Consider the following 17,498-nt stretch of genomic DNA (forward strand, 5'->3'; position numbering starts at 1 on the left):
GCTAAAACCGGATCAACTGGAGAGGGCTGGCTGGAAGCCCACGGGCAGCACGATGTCGGGGGCGGAAAAGCTGCCGGTGCGGAAGGCGAGGAGCAGTTCCTCGGCGGCGCGCATGCCCATCTCATAGGCCGCAGACCGCACGGTGGTGAGCGTCGGCGTGCTGTAGGCGGCGAAATCGAAGGCGTTGAAGCCGGTGACGCGCACCCTGTCGGGTACCGGCACGCGCTGGGCGGCGAGCCAGTTGAGCGCGGCGAGCGCCATGCGGTCATTGCCGCCGATGATGGCATCGGGCAGGCCGGCAGCGCTTACCGCCACAGCCAGCGCCGCCTGGGTGTCGGCAAGCCCTTCATCGCCGCAGCGGACGATTTCGAGCCGCGCGCCGGCCGCCGCGCAGACGGCACTGACCCCGGCCTCGCGTTCGTTCATCGCCGGCCACTCCTCGGCCGGCAGCAGCATCATGATGCGGCGTGCCCCGCGCGCCAAGACGTGCCGCGCGATCTCGACCGCGCCGCCGCGATCATCCTGCCTGATGGTGCACACGCCCGGGGCGACGATATTTTCCTGCACCAGCACCAGCGGCAGATCGAGCTTCATGAGGCGCTGCAAGAGGCTGCGGCGCTGCTGCGGAGTACCCGAGAGCAGCGCGCAGACGCCATCGGCCTCGAGCTGTGCCAGAAGCGGCGCATCCTCGAAATTGCCGTAACGCACCCCCTGCAGCAGCAGCGTATAGCCCTGGCTGGCAGCGATGTTGGAGAGGCCCGAAATCACCTGGTTGGTGAAGGGGTCCGAGAGAAACGCCGGCACGTCGTCGAGCACCAGCATGCCGATGGCATTGCGCCGCCCGCTGCGCAGTCGGCGGGCCACCGCATGCGGGCGATAGCCCAGCCGCTCGACGGCGGCGTTGACCTTGGCCTCGGTCTCGGCGCTGACCTGGCCGCTGCGGCGATTGAGGACATTGGAGACCGTCATCGGCGTGACGCCGGCAAGGGCCGCCACGTCCTTGAGCGTTACAGTGCGCTGTGCCCCGAGTTTTGGGCGTCCCTGCCCTGCCATGGTCTTGATCCGGTTGACGTGCCTTGGCGCTAAGCCGGGCGTGTGCCGGCGTCAAGCACTTGCCGGCAGATCAGTCGACCTTTTCGCCGCCCAGATACACCGTGAGCGCATCCTGCCGCCGGAGAATGGCGATGTCGGAGAGGGGATCGCCATCGACCAGCAGCAGGTCGGCGAGCTTGCCCGGCGCGATGCGGCCGGCGTCGATCTCGAGCAGATCGGCATTGGTGGCGGTGGCGGCGATGATCGCCTCCATCTCGGTGAGCCCGCCTTTGACCAGAAGCGCGATCTCGCCCCAATTGTCCGCGCCATGGGTGATCATGAAGCCGGCATCGCTGCCCGAGCAGATGCGCACGCCGGCGGCGCGGGCCCGCGCCAGCGTTTCCCACTTGGCCTCGCGCGAAGCTTCGAGCCAAGCCCAGTTGCGCACCGGAACGCCCAGTTCCTCGCGGGTGAAATCGAAATTGCGCTCGTTGACGAGCAACGTGGGCACGAAATAGGTGCCGTTCTCGACCATCAGCGCGATGGTTTCCTCATCGGTGAAATGGGCGTGCTCGACGCAGTCGACGCCATTGCGGATGGTTTCGGCCACCGGCGTGCCGCCGACCGTATGGGAGGCGACCTTGACCTCGCACTGATGGGCCTCGTCGCAGACGGCGCGGATCTCGTCGGGGCTCATTTCGAGCCGACCATAGATGCCGGGCGTGCGCGTGCTGGAGGTCGAGGAATTGATCTTGATGAAATCGGCGCCGCGCTTGATCTGCTCGCGCACGCCGCGCCGGAAGCCGTCGGGCCCGTCGCAGGGCGCCGTCATGCCGGTAAAGGCGACATGGTCGCCCCAGCCCGGCTGGTCCATATGCCCGCCGCGAATGGAGAGCCCTGCCCCGCAGGCCTTGATCCGCGGCCCTCGGACATGGCCGGCCGTAATCGCGCGGCGCAGATCGATGATGGTGCCGCCGGGCGCATGCATGTCGCGCAGCGAGGTGAAACCGGCCCGCAGCGTATCCTCGGCATAGCGCAGGGCGCGCAGCGCGATCTCGGCATAGTTCATGTCGACATGCTCGGCGCGGAAGGCCTTGCGATCGAGGCTGCCGGAATAAGCAAGGTGCACATGCGCATCGATCAGCCCCGGCATAAGGGTGGCATGAGGGGCATCAACGATCTCGCAGCCCTCGGCGCTGCCGAATTCCCCGGCCGGAGCCACGGCGACGATGCGCTCGCCCTCGGTAAGCACGGCCATGCCGCCACGAGACGTGGCCGAAATACCGTCGATCAGGTGGCCGGGGCGGAACAGGCGTTTCATGGCAGATCCTTGGCGTGAGGGCGGGATGGAGCAAGAATGGGCAGAGGCATGGTCTTCGACCCACCCCGCACAGGCGCATGGAAGCCATGTGCTGAGTGCAGATCGAGCCGGACCAAAGCCGTTGCAATCGACGGCGATCTTGTAGATTGTTAGACAATCCACGACGAGGGGCAAGATGTCGAAACGGGGCGCAGCGTGATGGCAGAGACGGCGCGACCTTTGCTGGAGGTCAGGGACCTTACGGTCGAAATCCCCGGCGATGCGCACGTCTATAAGCCCGTCGATGGTGTCTCGTTCTCCGTCGCGGCCGGTGAAATCCTCGGCCTCGTGGGCGAATCCGGGGCCGGCAAATCCGTTACCGGTTCGGCCATCATCGGGCTCTTGCAGCCGCCCGGCCGCATCGGCGGCGGCGAGGTGATCCTTGCCGGCGAGCGAATCGACCAGCTCGCCCCGCGCCAGATGCGCAGGCTGCGCGGCAAGCGCATCGGGCTCATCGCGCAGGACCCGCTGACCAGCCTCGACCCGCTGATGCGGGTGGGCGAACAGCTGATCGAAACCATCACCACCCATCTGCCGCTGTCGCGCAACGAGGCGCGCAGGAAGGCCCTGGGCCTCCTTGAAGAGGTCGGCATTCCCGACCCAGAACGCCGCATCGATGCCTATCCGCACGAATTTTCCGGCGGCATGCGGCAGCGCGTGGTGATCGCGCTGGCGCTCTGCGCTGACCCCGAACTGGTGATCGCCGACGAACCCACCACCGCGCTCGATGTGTCGGTCGCTGCCCAGGTGGTGGAACTGATCAAGCGGCTGAGCCGCGAACGCGGCATGTCTGTGATCCTGATCACCCACGACATGGGCGTGATCGCCGAGGCCACCGACCGCGTAGCGGTGCTTTATGCCGGCCGCATCGCCGAGATCGGGCCGGTGCGAGACGTGGTGCTCACCCCCCGCCACCCTTACGCACAGGGGCTGATGAGCGCCATTCCTGATGTCGAGGACACGCGCGAGCGCCTCGTGCAGATCCCTGGCACCATGCCGCGCCTTGCCGCCATGCCGACGGGCTGCGCCTTCCACCCGCGCTGCACCCATGCGATGCCGATCTGCGCCCAGGTGCAGCCGCCGCTGGTCGATGGCGTCGCCTGCCACCTTTACAGCCCCGCCCCGCAGGCGGCCATCGCGGGAGCCGCCTGATGAGCGATGTGTTCGTCGAGATCGATGCCGTCAGCCGCCGCTTCGATGTCAGCAAGCCGCTGGTCACGCGCCTCATCCATCGCGAGCCCAAGCAATATCTCAAGGCGGTCGATAAGGTCAGCCTGTCGGTGGTGCGGGGCGAAACCCTCGCCATCGTGGGGGAATCGGGCTCGGGCAAATCGACGCTGGCCAATGTGATCGTCGGGCTGCTCAATGCCAGCGATGGCAGCGTGCGCTTTGACGGGCACCTGACCTCGGAAAAATCGGGCCGCGAACTGGCCCCTGCCATCCGCCGGCGCATGCAGATGGTGTTCCAGGACCCCTATGCGAGCCTCAATCCGCGCTGGCGGGTGGGGGCGATCATCGCCGAGCCGATCCATGCCTTCGATCTGGCGCGCGGACCCGATGTCGGGCGCCGGGTGGGGGAACTGCTCGAACTGGTCGGGCTGCACCCCGACGATGCCAAACGCTATCCGCATGAGTTTTCGGGCGGGCAGCGCCAGCGCATCGCCATAGCACGGGCGCTGGCCTCCGAGGCCGATTTCCTCGTCTGCGACGAACCCACTTCGGCGCTCGACGTCTCGGTGCAGGCCCAGATCCTCAATCTGATGAAGGATCTGCAGGATCGGCTGTCGCTGACCTATGTGCTGATCAGCCACAATCTGGCAGTCGTGCGCCATATGGCGACGCGCATCGGGGTCATGTATCTGGGTCGGATCGTGGAGCTCGCGCCGGCTCATGAGCTTTTTGCCACCCCCCGCCATCCCTATACCCAGATGCTGCTGGCCGCCCTGCCCGATGTGCGGATGACCGGCCGCGCCCGAACCAAGGTGAGCGGGGAAATCCCGAGCCCGATCAACCCGCCCACAGGATGCCATTTCCACACGCGGTGCCCGCATGCCAATGCCCGCTGCAAGAGCGAGGTCCCGGCGCTGCTTGATGGGGTGGCGTGCCACGCCGTTCACGAAGGGCGCATCGCCCCGATGCGCGTGACCGCCAGCGCCTGATGAGCTACCAGGCGCTCACCGAGAGGATGGCGGGCATCAGCGACGTGCTGGGCGCGATCTCGCTGCTGACATGGGACGCGCGCACGCAGATGCCGCCCGGCGGCGCCATCACACGCGGTCGGCAGATCGCGACGCTGACCGAGGTGGCGCGTGAGCATCTCGTGGCAATCGAAACGCGTCGCCTGCTCGATAAAGCCGATGCCGAGACGGCGGGGCTCAAGCCGGACACGATCGAGCGCCAGTCGATTGCCAATATTCGCGCCGCGCTCGCCTTCCACGACAGGGTGCCGCTCGACCTCCTGCGGCGGCGGGCGAACCTGTCATCCGATGCCCATGCCGCCTGGCTCGAGGCGCGGCGCGACGCCGATTTTGCCGCCTTCGCGCCCTGGCTGGAACGGATGGTGGACCTGACCCGAGAGCTGGCGGATGCCATCGGCGGAGGCGGCACGCGCTACGACGCGCTGCTCGATCTCTACGAACCCGGCATGACCTGGCCCACGCTGCAACCGCTGATGGCGGAGCTGCGCGCGGGCCTTCTGCCGCTCCTCGGCGACATCCGGAATGCAAAGGCGCCGCGCAGCGACTTTCTTCGCGGGCATTTTCCCGTGGCCCGGCAGCGCGAGATGGTGCGGCAGCTGGCGCAGATCCTCGGCTACGACCTCACGCGCGGCCGCATCGACGACGTCATCCACCCCTTCGAGGTGGCGATGGCGCGCGATGATGTGCGCATCACAGCGCGCTATGACGAAAGCTGGCTGGTGCCGGGCCTCGTCGCGGCGCTGCACGAGACGGGGCACGCGCTTTACGAACAGGCCGTTGACCCGGCCCTGCAACGCGGCGCGATGACCTGTGACCTGCGCACGCTCTATCTCGTGGGTGGCCCGAGCTTCGGCATGCATGAGGGGCAGTCGCGGCTGTTCGAAAACCACGTCGGCAAGAGCCGGGCTTTCTGGCAGGCGCATTTCGGCGTGGTGCAGGCACTGTTCCCCGAGGCGCTTGCGGGGATCGACGCGGACACCTTCTGGCGCGGCTTTTGCGCGGTCACGCCCTCGCCGATCCATTTCGGCTCGGACGAAGTCAGCCACGATTTGCACATCATGGTCCGCGTCGATCTCGAGCATCAGATGATCGATGGCGACATGAAGGTCGCCGATCTACCCGAGGCCTGGAACGCCCGGATGAAGGTCGATCTCGGCATCGTCGTGCCCAACGCCCGCGACGGCGTTTTGCAGGACGTGCACTGGCCGACCGGGCAGTTCGGCACGTTCTCGAACTACACCATCGGCTCGATGACGGCGGCGCAAATTTTCGCCCATGCCGAGACGCTGCCGGGGGTCTCGGACGGGCTCGGTCGCGGCGACAACGCCCCGCTGCTGAAGGTTCTGAGCCAAGGCCTCTATCGCCACGGCCGCCGTTTTTCGCGCGCAGAGGCAATAGCCCGGTTCACCGGCCAGCCCGATTCCGTGCAGCCCTATCTTGCCTATCTTGATCGCAAGTATCGCAACCTATACGCGCTCTGATGCAACCGAGCGCCGGACTTTCCGGAGGAGACTTCTTGATGGACGCCGTGCCCCCGATTTCAGACGCCATACGCGCCAAGCTCGGCCGCGTCGCGGTGCCCACCGTGGTATCGCTGCTGTGGCGCAAGGGCTTCAAGAACACGCTGATGTTCCACCCCAAGCCGCTCAACCCACGCGCCGTGCGCTTCATCGGCCCGGCCTATACGGTGCGCACCGTGCCCGTGCGCGAGGATCTGGTGGAAGCCCAGGCCTCGGGCTCCCGGCCCAACCTGCAGGCCCGCTCGGTGGATGAAATTCCGGCGGGCGCCGTGCTGGCGGTGGCCATGGATGGCGAGACCCGCACCGCCTTCATGGGCGACATCATGACCACGCACCTGCTGGTCAAGGGCGTTTCGGGCGTGGTGCTCGATGGCGGGGTGTCGGACACCGCCGCGATCTCGAACATCGAGCTGCCGCTCTTCTGCATGGGTGGCGCCGCGACGCCGGTGACGTCGCACCGCTTCGTGCATGACCTCAACGTGCCCGTGGGCATCGATGGCGTGCTGGTCTGCCCCGGCGATGTGCTGATGAGCGATGCCAATGGCGTTGTCTGCATCCCCCGCCATGTGGCAGAGGAAATCGCCGAAGCCGCCGCCGAGCGCGAGCTGCTCGAGGAATTCGTCGTCGGCAAGGTGCGCAATGGCGCGCCGCTTGCCGGCACCTACCCCCCAAATGCCGAAACCATGGCCGAATACGAAGCCTGGCGCGCCGCCCGAGGAGACCAGAACTGATGACCGATCTTTCCACCGCCAAGGGCGTCTATGTGATTGCGGCCACGCCCTTCACCGAGACCGGCGAGATCGACTACGCCTCGATGGATCGCATGATCGACTTCTATGGCGAGGCCGGCTGCACCGGCATCACCATTCTGGGCATGATGGGCGAGGCGCCCAAGCTCGAGGCCGAGGAATCGATCGCCATCGTCCGCCGCTTCACCGAGCGCGCCAAGGACATGCCGATCATCGTGGGCGTTTCGGCCCCCGGCTTTGCCGCGATGCGCGCGCTCTCGAAGGCCAGTATGGACATGGGAGCCGCCGGCGTGATGGTGGCCCCGCCCCCCAGCCTGCGCACCGATGACCAGATCGTCGGCTATTACAACCAGGCGATCGAGGCCATCGGCAGCGATGTGCCGGTGGTGATCCAGGATTATCCGCTGGTGCTGAGCGTGGTGATGACGCCCGAAGTCATCCGCCGCATCGTCGAGAACCTGCCCAGCTGCGTGATGCTCAAGCATGAGGACTGGCCGGGGCTGGAAAAGATCTCGACGCTGCGCCGCTTCGAGAGCGAGGGCAAGATGCGCCATATCTCGATCCTCTGCGGCAATGGCGGGCTCTTCCTCGATTTCGAGATGGGCCGCGGCGCCGATGGCGCGATGACGGGCTATGCCTTCCCCGACATGCTGGTCGACACCGTGCGGCTCTCCCAGGAGGGCAATGTCGAGGCGGCCCATGACCTCTTCGACGCGCATCTGCCGCTCATCCGCTACGAGCAGCAGCCGGGCATCGGGCTTGCCGCACGCAAATATGTGATGATGCGACGGGGTATCCTCAAGAGCGATGCGCAGCGCAAGCCGGGCGCCTCGCTTTCGGCCAAGGGCAAGGCGGAAATCGAGTTCCTGCTCGGCCGGCTCGCCCGCAAGGACAAGCGGGCCGCCCTCTGATGCGAACGATCGGAGCCGACATTGTCGTTCTCGGCTCCGGTCCCACCGGCGCGGCCGCCACCTGGCGGCTCGCCATGGCCGGCGCCGACGTGCTCTGCGTCGAGCGCGGGCATCGGCTCGATCCCGACGCCATCGGGCGCGGCGAGCCGGACTGGGAGCTGAGGCGCGAAGGCCCGCTCAACCCCAACCCCAATATCCGCCGGCATCGCGACGACCAGCCGATCGATGACGCGGAGAGCCCGATCAAGCCGATGATCGCCTCGACGGTGGGCGGCACCTCGCATCACTGGTCGACCCATGTGCCGCGCTTCCGACCCGAGGATTTTCGCACGAAAAGCCTCGATGGCGTGGGCGAGGACTGGCCGATCTCCTACGACGATCTGGCGCCCTATTACGAGATCAACGAGGCGATGACGGGTGTTGCCTATCTGCCCGGCGATCCTTCGGGACCGGTGCGGCAGGTGCCATCCAAGCCCCTACCCAGCATTGGCCCGCATGGGCGGCGCGTGGCGAAGGCCTTCGACGATCTCGGCTGGCACTGGTGGGTGGTGGATTATACCGCTGGCCGAGAAGCCGATCTGCCGCCCTGCACCCATGCCGGGCCCTGCGATATCGGCTGCCCCTCGCGGCGGCGGGCGAGTTCGGATGTCAATCATCTTGCCGCGGCGATCAAGGCCGGTGCGCGGCTCGAAACCGGGCTCCGCGCCTATCGGCTCGAAACCGACGGGCAGGATCGGGTCACCGCCCTGCTCTGCCGGTCGGATGAGGGCGATGTGCGGGTCGAGGCCAACCGCTTCGTGATCTGCGGCAATGGGCTCGCGACGCCATGGCTGCTGCTCAATTCACGCGATGAGCTGCACCCGGAAGGCCTCGCCAACAGCTCGGGGCTGGTCGGGCGCAATCTGATGCTGCACCCGCATGCCCGCATGGACGGGATCTTCGCGGACCGGCTCGGCACCTGGCTGCCGGGCAAGACCATCGGCATCACGACCCATGAATTTTTCGCCTCGCAGGGGCGCTGGCCGTTCAAGCGCGGCTTCAAGATGCAGCTGGGCGGCGGGCCGAGCCCGCTCGCCATCGCGCTTGGGGCCATCGAGGGCCACCGCCTGCCCTTCGGGGCTGCTCACCATGCCGAACTCGACGCGCTCTTTGACCATGCAATGAGCTTCACCGTCTGCATCGAGGACGAGGCGGAGGCGCACAATCGCATCGCGCTGTCTGAGACGCTCTCGGACCATGACGGCAACCCGGCGCCCAAGATGATCTACCGGCTCAGCGCCGACTCGCGCGCCTGCCTGGATTTCGCGCTGGCCCGCGCCGAGGAGGTGCTGCGCCAGGCCGGCGCGGTGCGCACCCAATGCGATCCGCTCAAGGCGCAGGCAGGCTTTCACCTGATGGGCACGACGCGCATGGGCACCGATCCGACGCGCTCGGTGGTGGGGCCGGATGGCCGCAGCCACGATATCGGCAATCTTTATGTCGCCGATGCCAGCGTGTTCGTCACCGCCAGTTCCCTCAACCCCACGGCCACGGCACAGGCCTTCGCGCTGCGCGTCGCCGATGGCATTCTGGGACGGACGAAATGACCGAGCCAAGCTTTCCGATCCTCGTCGAAACCGCCCTGCCCGGCAGCGACAACTGGCCAAGTGGCACGGTGGCACTGGGGAGAGGCGACTGGACGACGAACCTCGGCGAGGATCTCATCGCACTCTGCGCGCGGCTGGAGGCGGCGCTCGCGCCATGCGAACCGGCTGACCGCCTTGCCAGGCTCGAGGCGGAATTGGCCGGCGATGATGCCGGGCGGGCGGCGCTGCAAAAGGCGCTCTTTACCGCCTATTACACCGCCCCCGAAACCGTGGCGGCCACCGCGCGGGCGGCCGAAGCCGGGCCGGACGATCCCGATCCGCTGTTCGATCCCGCCCTCGTCGCAAACGTAGTGCGGGAGGGACGCGGAAGGATGCGGCGGATATCCTGATCAGCCCACCAGCCAGCCGCCATCGACGCGAAGACACGTGCCGGTGGTGAAGCTCGCGGCATCGCTGGCGAGAAACAGCGCGGCCCGCGCCACCTCCTCGGGCGTGCCGAGGCGTCCCAGCGGGTGCCGCCCGACCGAGCGCGCCTTGGCCGCCTCAGGATCGGGGGCGCGCGCGAAGGCCCGGCGCAGCAGCGGGGTATCGATGGCACCAGGAATCACGGCGTTGACGCGGATGCCCTCGGCGGCGTGATCGAGCGCCATGGTCTGCATCAGCGCCACGATGGCGCCCTTGGAGGCAAGATAGGCGGCATTGGCCTTGCCGCCCGAAAACGCCAGTTGCGAGCCCACCAGCACGATGGAGCCGGAGCCTGCCTCGCGCATCGGCGCTAGCACAGCCTGCGACCAGAGGAAGCTGCCGGTGAGATTGGCGCGGATGACGCCCTCCCACATCTCCAGCGTCGTATCGGGCACGGCGGTGCCGGTGGAATAGCCGGCGCAGGCAAAAAGCACGTCGACGCGGCCATGCCGGTCGAGAATGTCCGCCATATGGCGGGTGACGGTTGGCGCATCGCCGACATCGCCGGGGTGAATCGAGACGGAGGTGAGGCCCGAGAGATCGGCGGCAAGGCCTTCGAGCGCGGCGGCGTCGCGATCGACCAGCGCCAGACACGCGCCCTTTTCCGCAAAGAGGCGCGCAGCCGCAGCCCCGATGCCAGAGGCGCCTCCGGTGATGACGGCGACCCGGCCGTCGAAACGATCATCCATCGCAGGAGCTTTCAGTTGAGCGGCACGGGCGCGCCGGGCTGGCGCGAGGCGAGGTAATGGTCGGAAAGGAGCGTGAAGGCGTCACGCGTGGCGGTCGGGGCCGACACTTCCGCTAACAGCGCATCGCGCAAGGCCTTGTGGCGCACCAGCACCGTACCGAGATCGACGTCGCCATAGCGCGCGAGGTTGAAGAGAATGATGACGTAGCGCGCCATGGTGTTCCAGAGCGTCAAGGCCAGATCGTTGCGGGCCGCCTCGGCGATGGTGCGGTGGAAGGCGAGATCGCAGCGCAGCACTTCGCCCAGATCGCCATGGGCAACGGCCTGCCCGAGATCATCGAGCGCCCTGTCGAGCAGCGCCATGTCGGAGGTGCCGTTGCGCCAATGCACAATAGCTTCCCGCACGAGCAGGGCCTCGAGCGCGAGGCGCACATCGAGCACGGCGCGTGTCTTGACCGGCCCGAACTCGCCGACGCGAAAGCCGCGATGCCGCCCGCCCACGAGAATGCCTTGCGCGTGCAGCACCTTGAGGGCTTCACGCGCCGGCACCCGCGAGCAGGCGAACATGTCCGAAAGCGTCGCCTCGGTCAGCCGGTCGCCGCTCTTGAGCTGGCCGGTCGCGATCATCTCGGCGAGCCGGTCCCCGATGCGATCGGATATCGAGACGTCGTCGGCCGGCTTCTTATCCAGCATGGAGGCGGCGGTCCGCACCGGTTGCAGCGGCATTGGCGGCGAGCAGATCGAGATTGACGCAGGAGCGCAACCGGCCCTCGGTGAGATACTGCCACACCGCCGTCATCGAAAGCCGCCGCATGTCATCGAGGCTCTGCGGGGTATAAAAGGCCGCATGCGGAGTGATGACAAGCCGGCCTTCGAGCGCGCGGTCACCCGCCATCCACGCCGCGAGCAGCGGATGGTTGCGATCGGGCGGCTCGACGGGCAGCACATCGAGCCCGGCTGCGCAGAGATGGCCGCTGGTCAGCGCATCAGCCACCGCATCGAGATCCACCACCCCGCCGCGCGAGGTGTTGATGAGGATGCCATTGGGCTTCATCTGTGCCAGCGTCTCGGCCCGGATCAGCCGGTCGGTCTCCTCGGTCAACGGACAATGGAGGGTGAGGATATCGGTGACCGCGAGCAGATCGCCGAGTTCAGCATAGCGCTTGAATCCCAGCGCCAGTTCCGCCCCCGGCGGCAGATAGGGGTCGAAAAAGCGAACATCGAGTCCGAAGGCCTTGGCGCGTAAAGCCGTGGCAAGCCCGATGCGGCCGAGGCCGATGACGCCGAAGACCTGCCCGCCGAGCCGGCGGATCGGCGGCAGCGGCAGCCCGGCAGTGGCCCAGGCAGCCGCGTCCGAGGCCAGACGGCCATTGTACGTCGGGATGCCGCGCACCAGCGCGAGCATCAGGCCGATGGCATGGTCGGCCACTTCCGTGGTGCCATAATCGGGCGTGTTGCAGACCGGGATATTGCGGCGGGCGCAGGCGGCGATGTCGATATGGTTGTAGCCGACCCCGGCCTGGGCGATGATCTGGACGCGGTCGTCCAGCGCATCGATCAGGCTTCCCGGCAGCTTGTGGCGGCTGCGGCAGTTGAGGATGGCATCCACCCCACGCAATTCGAGCGGGGAGACCGGGCCATGGCCCGGCCGCAGGATGCGGAATTCGGCCTGCCCGCCGGCAACTGCCGACTCGATATCGGGCGTGGTTCCGAACTGCGGATCGATGATGGCGACGATCTTCACACTGTCACCCCGATTTCGGCCAGCGCGGTGTCGATGGCGGAGAGGATCACATACATGTCCGAGGCCTGGAGATCGCCCATCACCCCGATGCGGAAGGTGCCGGCCGAGGTCAGCCGGCCCGGGAAAATCGTGATGCCCTGCTTTTGCAGCGCCTCGTAGAAGCGACTGAACTGGTAGTTGGGGTGTTTGGGGTCATGCACCGTGACGATGATCGGCACCGCGACATCGTCGGGCAGAAGCGTGGTGAAGCCGCGCTGCCGGAGCCCATCGACGAGAATGCGCCAGTTGCTGCGATACCGCGCGCCACGAGCCGGGATGCCGCCTTCGGCGCGATGCCTGCGCACGGCTTCGCCCAGCGCCCCGATGACATGGGTGGGCGGGGTCCAGCGCCAGGCGCCGGTCTCGCTCATCATCTTGCACTGGGCGTGGAGATCGAGGGTTACCGAGCCGGACCGGCCGGCCGAGGCTTCGAGGCTCTTCTTGTTGACGATAACGAGCGCGACGCCCGGCACGCTTTCAAGGCACTTGTTGGGAGAGATCACCACGGCTTCGAGATCGAGGCCGGCCACATCGATGGCAAAGCCGCCAAAGGAGGCCACGGCATCCACGATCAGCCGCTTGCCGTGCTCGCGCGCGACCTCGGCAACCATCTCGATGGGGTTGAGCACGCCCGTGCCGGTCTCGGCATGGCAGAGCATGATGTGGGTGATGTCGGGATGCTCGGCGAGCACGCCCTCGATATCCTCGCGGCTGGGTAGCGGCAGGAGCGGCAGTTCGAGCACGACGTGATTGAGGCGCAGGCCGCGCGCCATCTCGACCAGCCGCACGCCATAATAGCCATTCTGGATGACCAGCAGCTTGCCATCACGCGGCACGAGGGTCTGCACTGCAGCCTCGTTGCCATAGGTGGCGCTGCCCTGCAGCGGCACGCAGACATGGGTCTCGGTGCCGTTGGCGATTTCCAGCACATAGTTGCAGATATCGCGCGTCAGCTGCGCGAATTCGGGGCTATTGGGGCTGCGGTCGACCAGCATCTGCTGCTTGGTCGCCATCGGCACGGTCAATGGACCCGGAGTGAGCAGATAATGCTCGTGGCGCCGTTCGATTTCCATTCCAGTTCCTCCCTTTAGACCGCGCTCGGGCCGATTTCAACCTCGAGCCGCCCGATGGCGCCGGCAAGCCGCTGCCGCGCCTCGGAAATATCGCCAACCACGGCGGCAAGGTCGGCGGCGCCGCGCTTGAGGCCGGGAATGACATCCATGAACAGCCGCTTGCGCCGCTCGTAGCGCGTGGCGGTGGGTATGCGCATCAGCGCGGCGTTGAGGCGCGACATGGTCGCATCATCGAAAACGGCCTCCCACGCCTCGCGCTCGGGGCCGAAATTGAAGGCCGCGATCGGCGGCCGTCCCGCCCGCATCTCATCCCGGAGTGCGCTGGTGGCAGCTTCGTCCACTGCCATGCCGGTGAGCACCACGCCATAATCGCGGCGTGCCCCCTCGCGGCTGACATAGCCGTAGCGCACATCGGCGAGCACCTCTGCCGGCGGCCGATCGAGCGGATCGCCGTAACCGCCGCCGCCGGGGGTCATGATGGTGACGATATCGCCGGCGCGCGCGAGGAACATGTCGAGCTTGCCCAGTTCGCGCTCGTCGGGGCGGCCAAGATTGACCACCACGCGGGCGCGCTCGCCCGGCATGCCGCCAGCCATGCCCCAGGGACGGAAGACGAAACGCTCCATGCCGCGCCCGAGCACGGCGCTGCCATCGCGCGCGATGCGCACCGTGAAGACGACGCCGGTGCCGCCGCGCCAGCGCCCAGCCCCGCCGCTATCGACGCGCAGGGCATAGTCGGCGATGAGCGCCGCCGCTTCTTCCTCGGTCTTTTCGATGGGGGTGTTGCGCTGGTTGGCAAGGCTCGAATCGCGGCCATCGACGCCATCGGCGCCTTCACGCGCGCCCGTGCCGCCCACGAGCGACTGCAGCACCATAACCCGGCGCTGCCCGCTGGCGGGGTCCTGTTCGACCAGCACGGAGGGGATCATGATGCCGCCGCTGGGGGCCGGCATCAGGCCCGGCTTGGCCATGGCCATGGCACCCACCAGCGCCTCGTTGAGGCGGATGGCGGTGGCGCTGCGCACCCCGACCGCCGCCGGCGGCTCGGGATTGACCACCGTGCCGAGCGGCGCGGTGACGGTCACATGCTCGAACATGCCGTAATTGAGCGGCACGGTCTTGTCGTGGCTGTAGATGAAATGCATCAGCTTGAGCGTCAGCCAGGGATGCCGCTTGCCGCCGGTGGGGATGTTGTAGGCCGCCTCGACCTGCGGGTCGGACCCGGTGAAATCGAGATGGATATGCCCATCGGTGGCCTCGAGCCGGACGCGGACGCGCACCGGGACGGGCGAGTTGAAATCATCGTCGAGCAGATCCCAGAACTCATAGACCCCGTTCGGGATCTTCTTTTGCACGGCCAGCGCCTTGGTGCCGGCATAGTTGACGAGATCGTGCTGCACGTCGATGAAGGTCTGAGCCCCATGCGTCTCCATCAATTCCTGGATGCGCCGGTCCCCCACCGCCAGCGCCGCGATCATGGCGCGGATATCGCCCAGATTGACGTCGGGTGTGCGACAGTTGGAGCGGTAGAGATTGAGGAACTCGGTATTGAGCACGCCCGCCTTGACGATCTTGGTGGGCGGGATCTGCAGCCCCTCCTGGAAGAGATCGGTGAATTTGGGCGAGATCGACGAGGGCACCCCGCCCCCGATATCGGCCGAGTGGATGAAATCCCAGGCATAGGCGACGATCTTTTCGCCATAAAAGATCGGCCGGATCAGGTGCAGGTCCGGCATGTGGGTGGCCAGACCATCGCTGAGATAGGGATGGTTGGTGATCACTACGTCGCCGGGCACCAGATCGGTGAAATGGGCCATGGTCGGGCCGACATTGCTGTCGAGAAAGCCCGAAACGCCCATCACCGCCGGATAGGCGAAAAAGCGCCCTTCGGGGGTAGCGAGCGCCGTACCGAAGTCGCCCGCTTCCTTGACATAGGTGGTGCGTGCGGAGCGTTGCAGCGTGATGGCCATCTCCTCGGTGATGGCCGTGAGCTTGTGCATCAGGATTTCGACGAGGACCGGATCGAGCTTCATGGTCAGTTCCGAGTAAGACGCAGCGTGCCGAGACGGTCGGCGCGGGCGGTCCAGTTGGGCAAAACGAGGATGGTGGTGTCGGGCTGGTCGATGACGGCGGGGCCCGCCACCACCTCGTCCGGCCCGATCGTGGCGCGCTCATAGACCTGGGCGTCGAGCCACTGGCCCTTGTGGCGCACCTTGCGGATGCCGGTGGACTGGGCCTTGCGCAGCGGCGCATCGGGCAGCGCCACGGCCGCGACCTTGCCAATCACGGCGAGGCGGATGGTGGAGGTCTGCACGGCGCTGTCGGGCTCGGCAAAGCCATAGAGCCGCTCATGCTCGGCATGGAAGAGGTCGAGAAGCTTTTGCGGGTCGAGCGTGCGGCGGGTCTCCTCGTCGAGCACGATCTCGATCTCGTAGGCCTGGCCGGGATAGCGGATGTTGAAGGAAACCACGAAGCCGTGTTCGCCCACCAGATCGCCCTCATTGGCGATCCAGGCGCGGGCCTCCTCGGCGAGTTCGGCAAGGTGCCGCTGCACCTCGGCCCAGCCCTCGCCCCCGTCGCGCGAGACCATGAGACGCGCGGTGCGCACATAGTCGCGGCGGATATCGGCGAGAACGGCGCCAAGCGCGCAGAACGTGCCCGGCGCCATCGGCACCAGCACCGAGGTCAGCCCTGCATCCTCGGCAAGATAGTTGGCGTGGGTCGGGCCGGCCCCGCCATAGGCGACAAGCGAGAACTGGCGCGGATCGACACCGGCCTCGGCGAGGAGCTTGGTGATCTCGGTCGCCATCTTGGCGGAGGCCACGCGAATGCCGGCTTCCGCCGCACCCACCGCCGCATCTGGCCCCGAAAGGCCCAGCGGCTCGGCGATCTTGGCGAGCGCGCCCAGTGCCGCGTCGCGATCGAGCGTCATGCGACCGCCCAGGAACCGGGTGGGATCGACGATGCCGAGCGCCACATAGCAATCGGTGACGGTAGGCACGGTGCCGCCGCGCCCATAGCACACCGGCCCCGGATCGGCGCCGGCCGAGACCGGCCCGACCTTGAGCAGCCCCTGCTTGTCGAGCCAGAGGATGGAGCCGCCGCCCGCGCCGATGGCTGACACGTTGACCACCGGCATGATCAGCGGAAAATCGCCGACATGGGTGGTGGTGGTGAATTCAAGCCGCCCGGCCCGGCACACCGAAATGTCGGCGCTGGTGCCACCCATGTCGAAGGTGATGAGCTGGCCGGTGCCGGCCGCCTTGCCTACCGCCAGCGAGGCCACGACGCCGGCCGCGGGGCCAGAGAGAATGGTGTTGATCGGCCGCGCCCGCGCCGTATCGAGGCTGAGAGTGCCGCCATTATTGGCGGTGATGTAGATCGGCGCCGCGATGCCCAGCCCGGCGACGCGGGAGGCGAGCTTGTCGAAATAGCTCGATTTCAGCGGCTGGATATAGCCGTTGAGCGCGCCCACGAGGCAGCGCTCATATTCGCGCACCTCCGGCCAGATGACCGCGGATTCCGAGACCAGAAGAGCCGGCAGCCCGGCCCGGAGCCGCTCGGCCAGCTCGATCTCGAGCGCGGCGGAGCGGTAAGAGTTGAGCAGCATGATGGCGACAGCGTCGACCTTGGCCTCGGCGATCTTGCCGATCAGGTCATCGACCTCGCCTGCGTCAAGCGGGGTATCGATGCTGCCATCGGCGCGCATGCGGGCCGAAACTTCGAACACGAGGTCGCGCTCGACCAGCGGCTGCTCGCGCGGCTCGGTGAAATCATAAGAGCTCGGCATGCGCAGGCGCGCGATTTCGAGCACGTCGCGATTGCCCTTGGAGACCACCAGCGCGATCCGCGCGCCGCGGCGCTGGATGATGGCATTGAGCCCGATGGTCGTGCCGTGCACGATGAGCTCGATGGTCGCCGGATCGATGCCCTGCTGGGCCACGAGCGCCGCCAGCCCGCGCTCGACGGCGAGGGAGGGGTCGGGGGGAACGCTGGGTTCCTTGTAGAAGGATAGTCGTGCCCCCGTCAGGTCCGCGAGTACGAAATCCGTGAAGGTGCCACCGACGTCAATGCCGATGCGATAACGGGGGGTCTGCATGTTGGGTCCGGCCTGGATTGGAAAGACGGGGGCC

Annotated in this window: 15 protein-coding genes; 7 read left to right on the forward strand and 8 right to left on the reverse strand. The window is 67.1% G+C overall.

Going from position 1 to position 17,498, the window contains the following annotated elements; all coding sequences use genetic code 11:
- Window positions 1-12: 12 nt before the first annotated feature.
- Window positions 13-1,053 carry a LacI family DNA-binding transcriptional regulator gene (locus tag BT183_RS07820; RefSeq protein ID WP_072340610.1) on the reverse strand — a complete coding sequence of 347 codons (1,041 nt, stop codon included), beginning with the start codon at window positions 1,051-1,053 and terminating at the stop codon, window positions 13-15.
- A gap of 70 nt (window positions 1,054-1,123) precedes the next feature.
- The gene (locus BT183_RS07825) at window positions 1,124-2,353 is read right to left on the reverse strand and encodes a metal-dependent hydrolase family protein (protein WP_072340613.1); all 1,230 of its coding nucleotides are present in this window, start codon (window positions 2,351-2,353) and stop codon (window positions 1,124-1,126) included.
- A gap of 198 nt (window positions 2,354-2,551) precedes the next feature.
- Between BT183_RS07825 and BT183_RS07830 the strand changes: the two genes are divergently transcribed.
- The 7 genes from BT183_RS07830 to BT183_RS07860 are packed head-to-tail and all read left to right on the forward strand — an operon-like array spanning window position 2,552 to window position 9,745.
- On the forward strand, window positions 2,552-3,544 hold the full coding sequence (locus tag BT183_RS07830) for an ABC transporter ATP-binding protein (protein WP_072340627.1): 993 nt from the start codon (window positions 2,552-2,554) through the stop codon (window positions 3,542-3,544).
- A complete protein-coding gene (locus tag BT183_RS07835; protein ID WP_072340629.1) occupies window positions 3,544-4,551 on the forward strand; it encodes an ABC transporter ATP-binding protein in 1,008 nt (335 codons plus the stop codon). Before BT183_RS07830 ends, BT183_RS07835 begins: the two co-directional genes overlap by 1 nt.
- A complete protein-coding gene (locus tag BT183_RS07840) occupies window positions 4,494-6,071 on the forward strand; it encodes a carboxypeptidase M32 (protein ID WP_210185444.1) in 1,578 nt (525 codons plus the stop codon). The genes BT183_RS07835 and BT183_RS07840 overlap by 58 nt, the downstream gene beginning before the upstream one ends.
- Window positions 6,072-6,109: 38 nt before the next feature.
- Window positions 6,110-6,841: an RraA family protein gene (locus tag BT183_RS07845; RefSeq protein WP_072340634.1), complete on the forward strand. Its 732-nt coding sequence runs from the start codon at window positions 6,110-6,112 to the stop codon at window positions 6,839-6,841.
- Entirely contained in the window at window positions 6,841-7,770 is a 930-nt protein-coding gene (locus tag BT183_RS07850; RefSeq protein WP_072340637.1) for a dihydrodipicolinate synthase family protein, read from the forward strand. Before BT183_RS07845 ends, BT183_RS07850 begins: the two co-directional genes overlap by 1 nt.
- Window positions 7,770-9,356 (forward strand): GMC family oxidoreductase, encoded by a 1,587-nt coding sequence (locus tag BT183_RS07855; protein WP_072340639.1) that lies wholly within the window; start codon window positions 7,770-7,772, stop codon window positions 9,354-9,356. Before BT183_RS07850 ends, BT183_RS07855 begins: the two co-directional genes overlap by 1 nt.
- A complete protein-coding gene (locus BT183_RS07860; RefSeq protein WP_072340641.1) occupies window positions 9,353-9,745 on the forward strand; it encodes a hypothetical protein in 393 nt (130 codons plus the stop codon). Before BT183_RS07855 ends, BT183_RS07860 begins: the two co-directional genes overlap by 4 nt.
- Here BT183_RS07860 and BT183_RS07865 read toward each other — a convergent pair whose 3' ends face one another.
- The 6 genes from BT183_RS07865 to BT183_RS07890 are packed head-to-tail and all read right to left on the reverse strand — an operon-like array spanning window position 9,746 to window position 17,464.
- Window positions 9,746-10,510 (reverse strand): SDR family oxidoreductase, encoded by a 765-nt coding sequence (locus tag BT183_RS07865; RefSeq protein WP_072340643.1) that lies wholly within the window; start codon window positions 10,508-10,510, stop codon window positions 9,746-9,748.
- 11 nt (window positions 10,511-10,521) lie between these two features.
- Entirely contained in the window at window positions 10,522-11,202 is a 681-nt protein-coding gene (locus BT183_RS07870; protein WP_177282428.1) for a GntR family transcriptional regulator, read from the reverse strand.
- The gene (locus BT183_RS07875; protein WP_084603323.1) at window positions 11,192-12,253 is read right to left on the reverse strand and encodes a C-terminal binding protein; all 1,062 of its coding nucleotides are present in this window, start codon (window positions 12,251-12,253) and stop codon (window positions 11,192-11,194) included. The genes BT183_RS07870 and BT183_RS07875 overlap by 11 nt, the downstream gene beginning before the upstream one ends.
- Window positions 12,250-13,365: a 2-aminoethylphosphonate--pyruvate transaminase gene (locus BT183_RS07880; RefSeq protein ID WP_072340649.1), complete on the reverse strand. Its 1,116-nt coding sequence runs from the start codon at window positions 13,363-13,365 to the stop codon at window positions 12,250-12,252. The genes BT183_RS07875 and BT183_RS07880 overlap by 4 nt, the downstream gene beginning before the upstream one ends.
- Window positions 13,366-13,379: 14 nt before the next feature.
- Window positions 13,380-15,398 (reverse strand): hydantoinase B/oxoprolinase family protein, encoded by a 2,019-nt coding sequence (locus BT183_RS07885; RefSeq protein ID WP_072340652.1) that lies wholly within the window; start codon window positions 15,396-15,398, stop codon window positions 13,380-13,382.
- 2 nt (window positions 15,399-15,400) lie between these two features.
- Window positions 15,401-17,464, reverse strand: coding sequence for a hydantoinase/oxoprolinase family protein (locus BT183_RS07890; RefSeq protein ID WP_072340654.1), 2,064 nt, complete (start codon window positions 17,462-17,464; stop codon window positions 15,401-15,403).
- Between the last annotated feature and the right edge of the window lie 34 nt (window positions 17,465-17,498).

It is taken from the genome of Devosia enhydra, from assembly GCF_900119845.1.
GTDB lineage: Bacteria > Pseudomonadota > Alphaproteobacteria > Rhizobiales > Devosiaceae > FPKU01.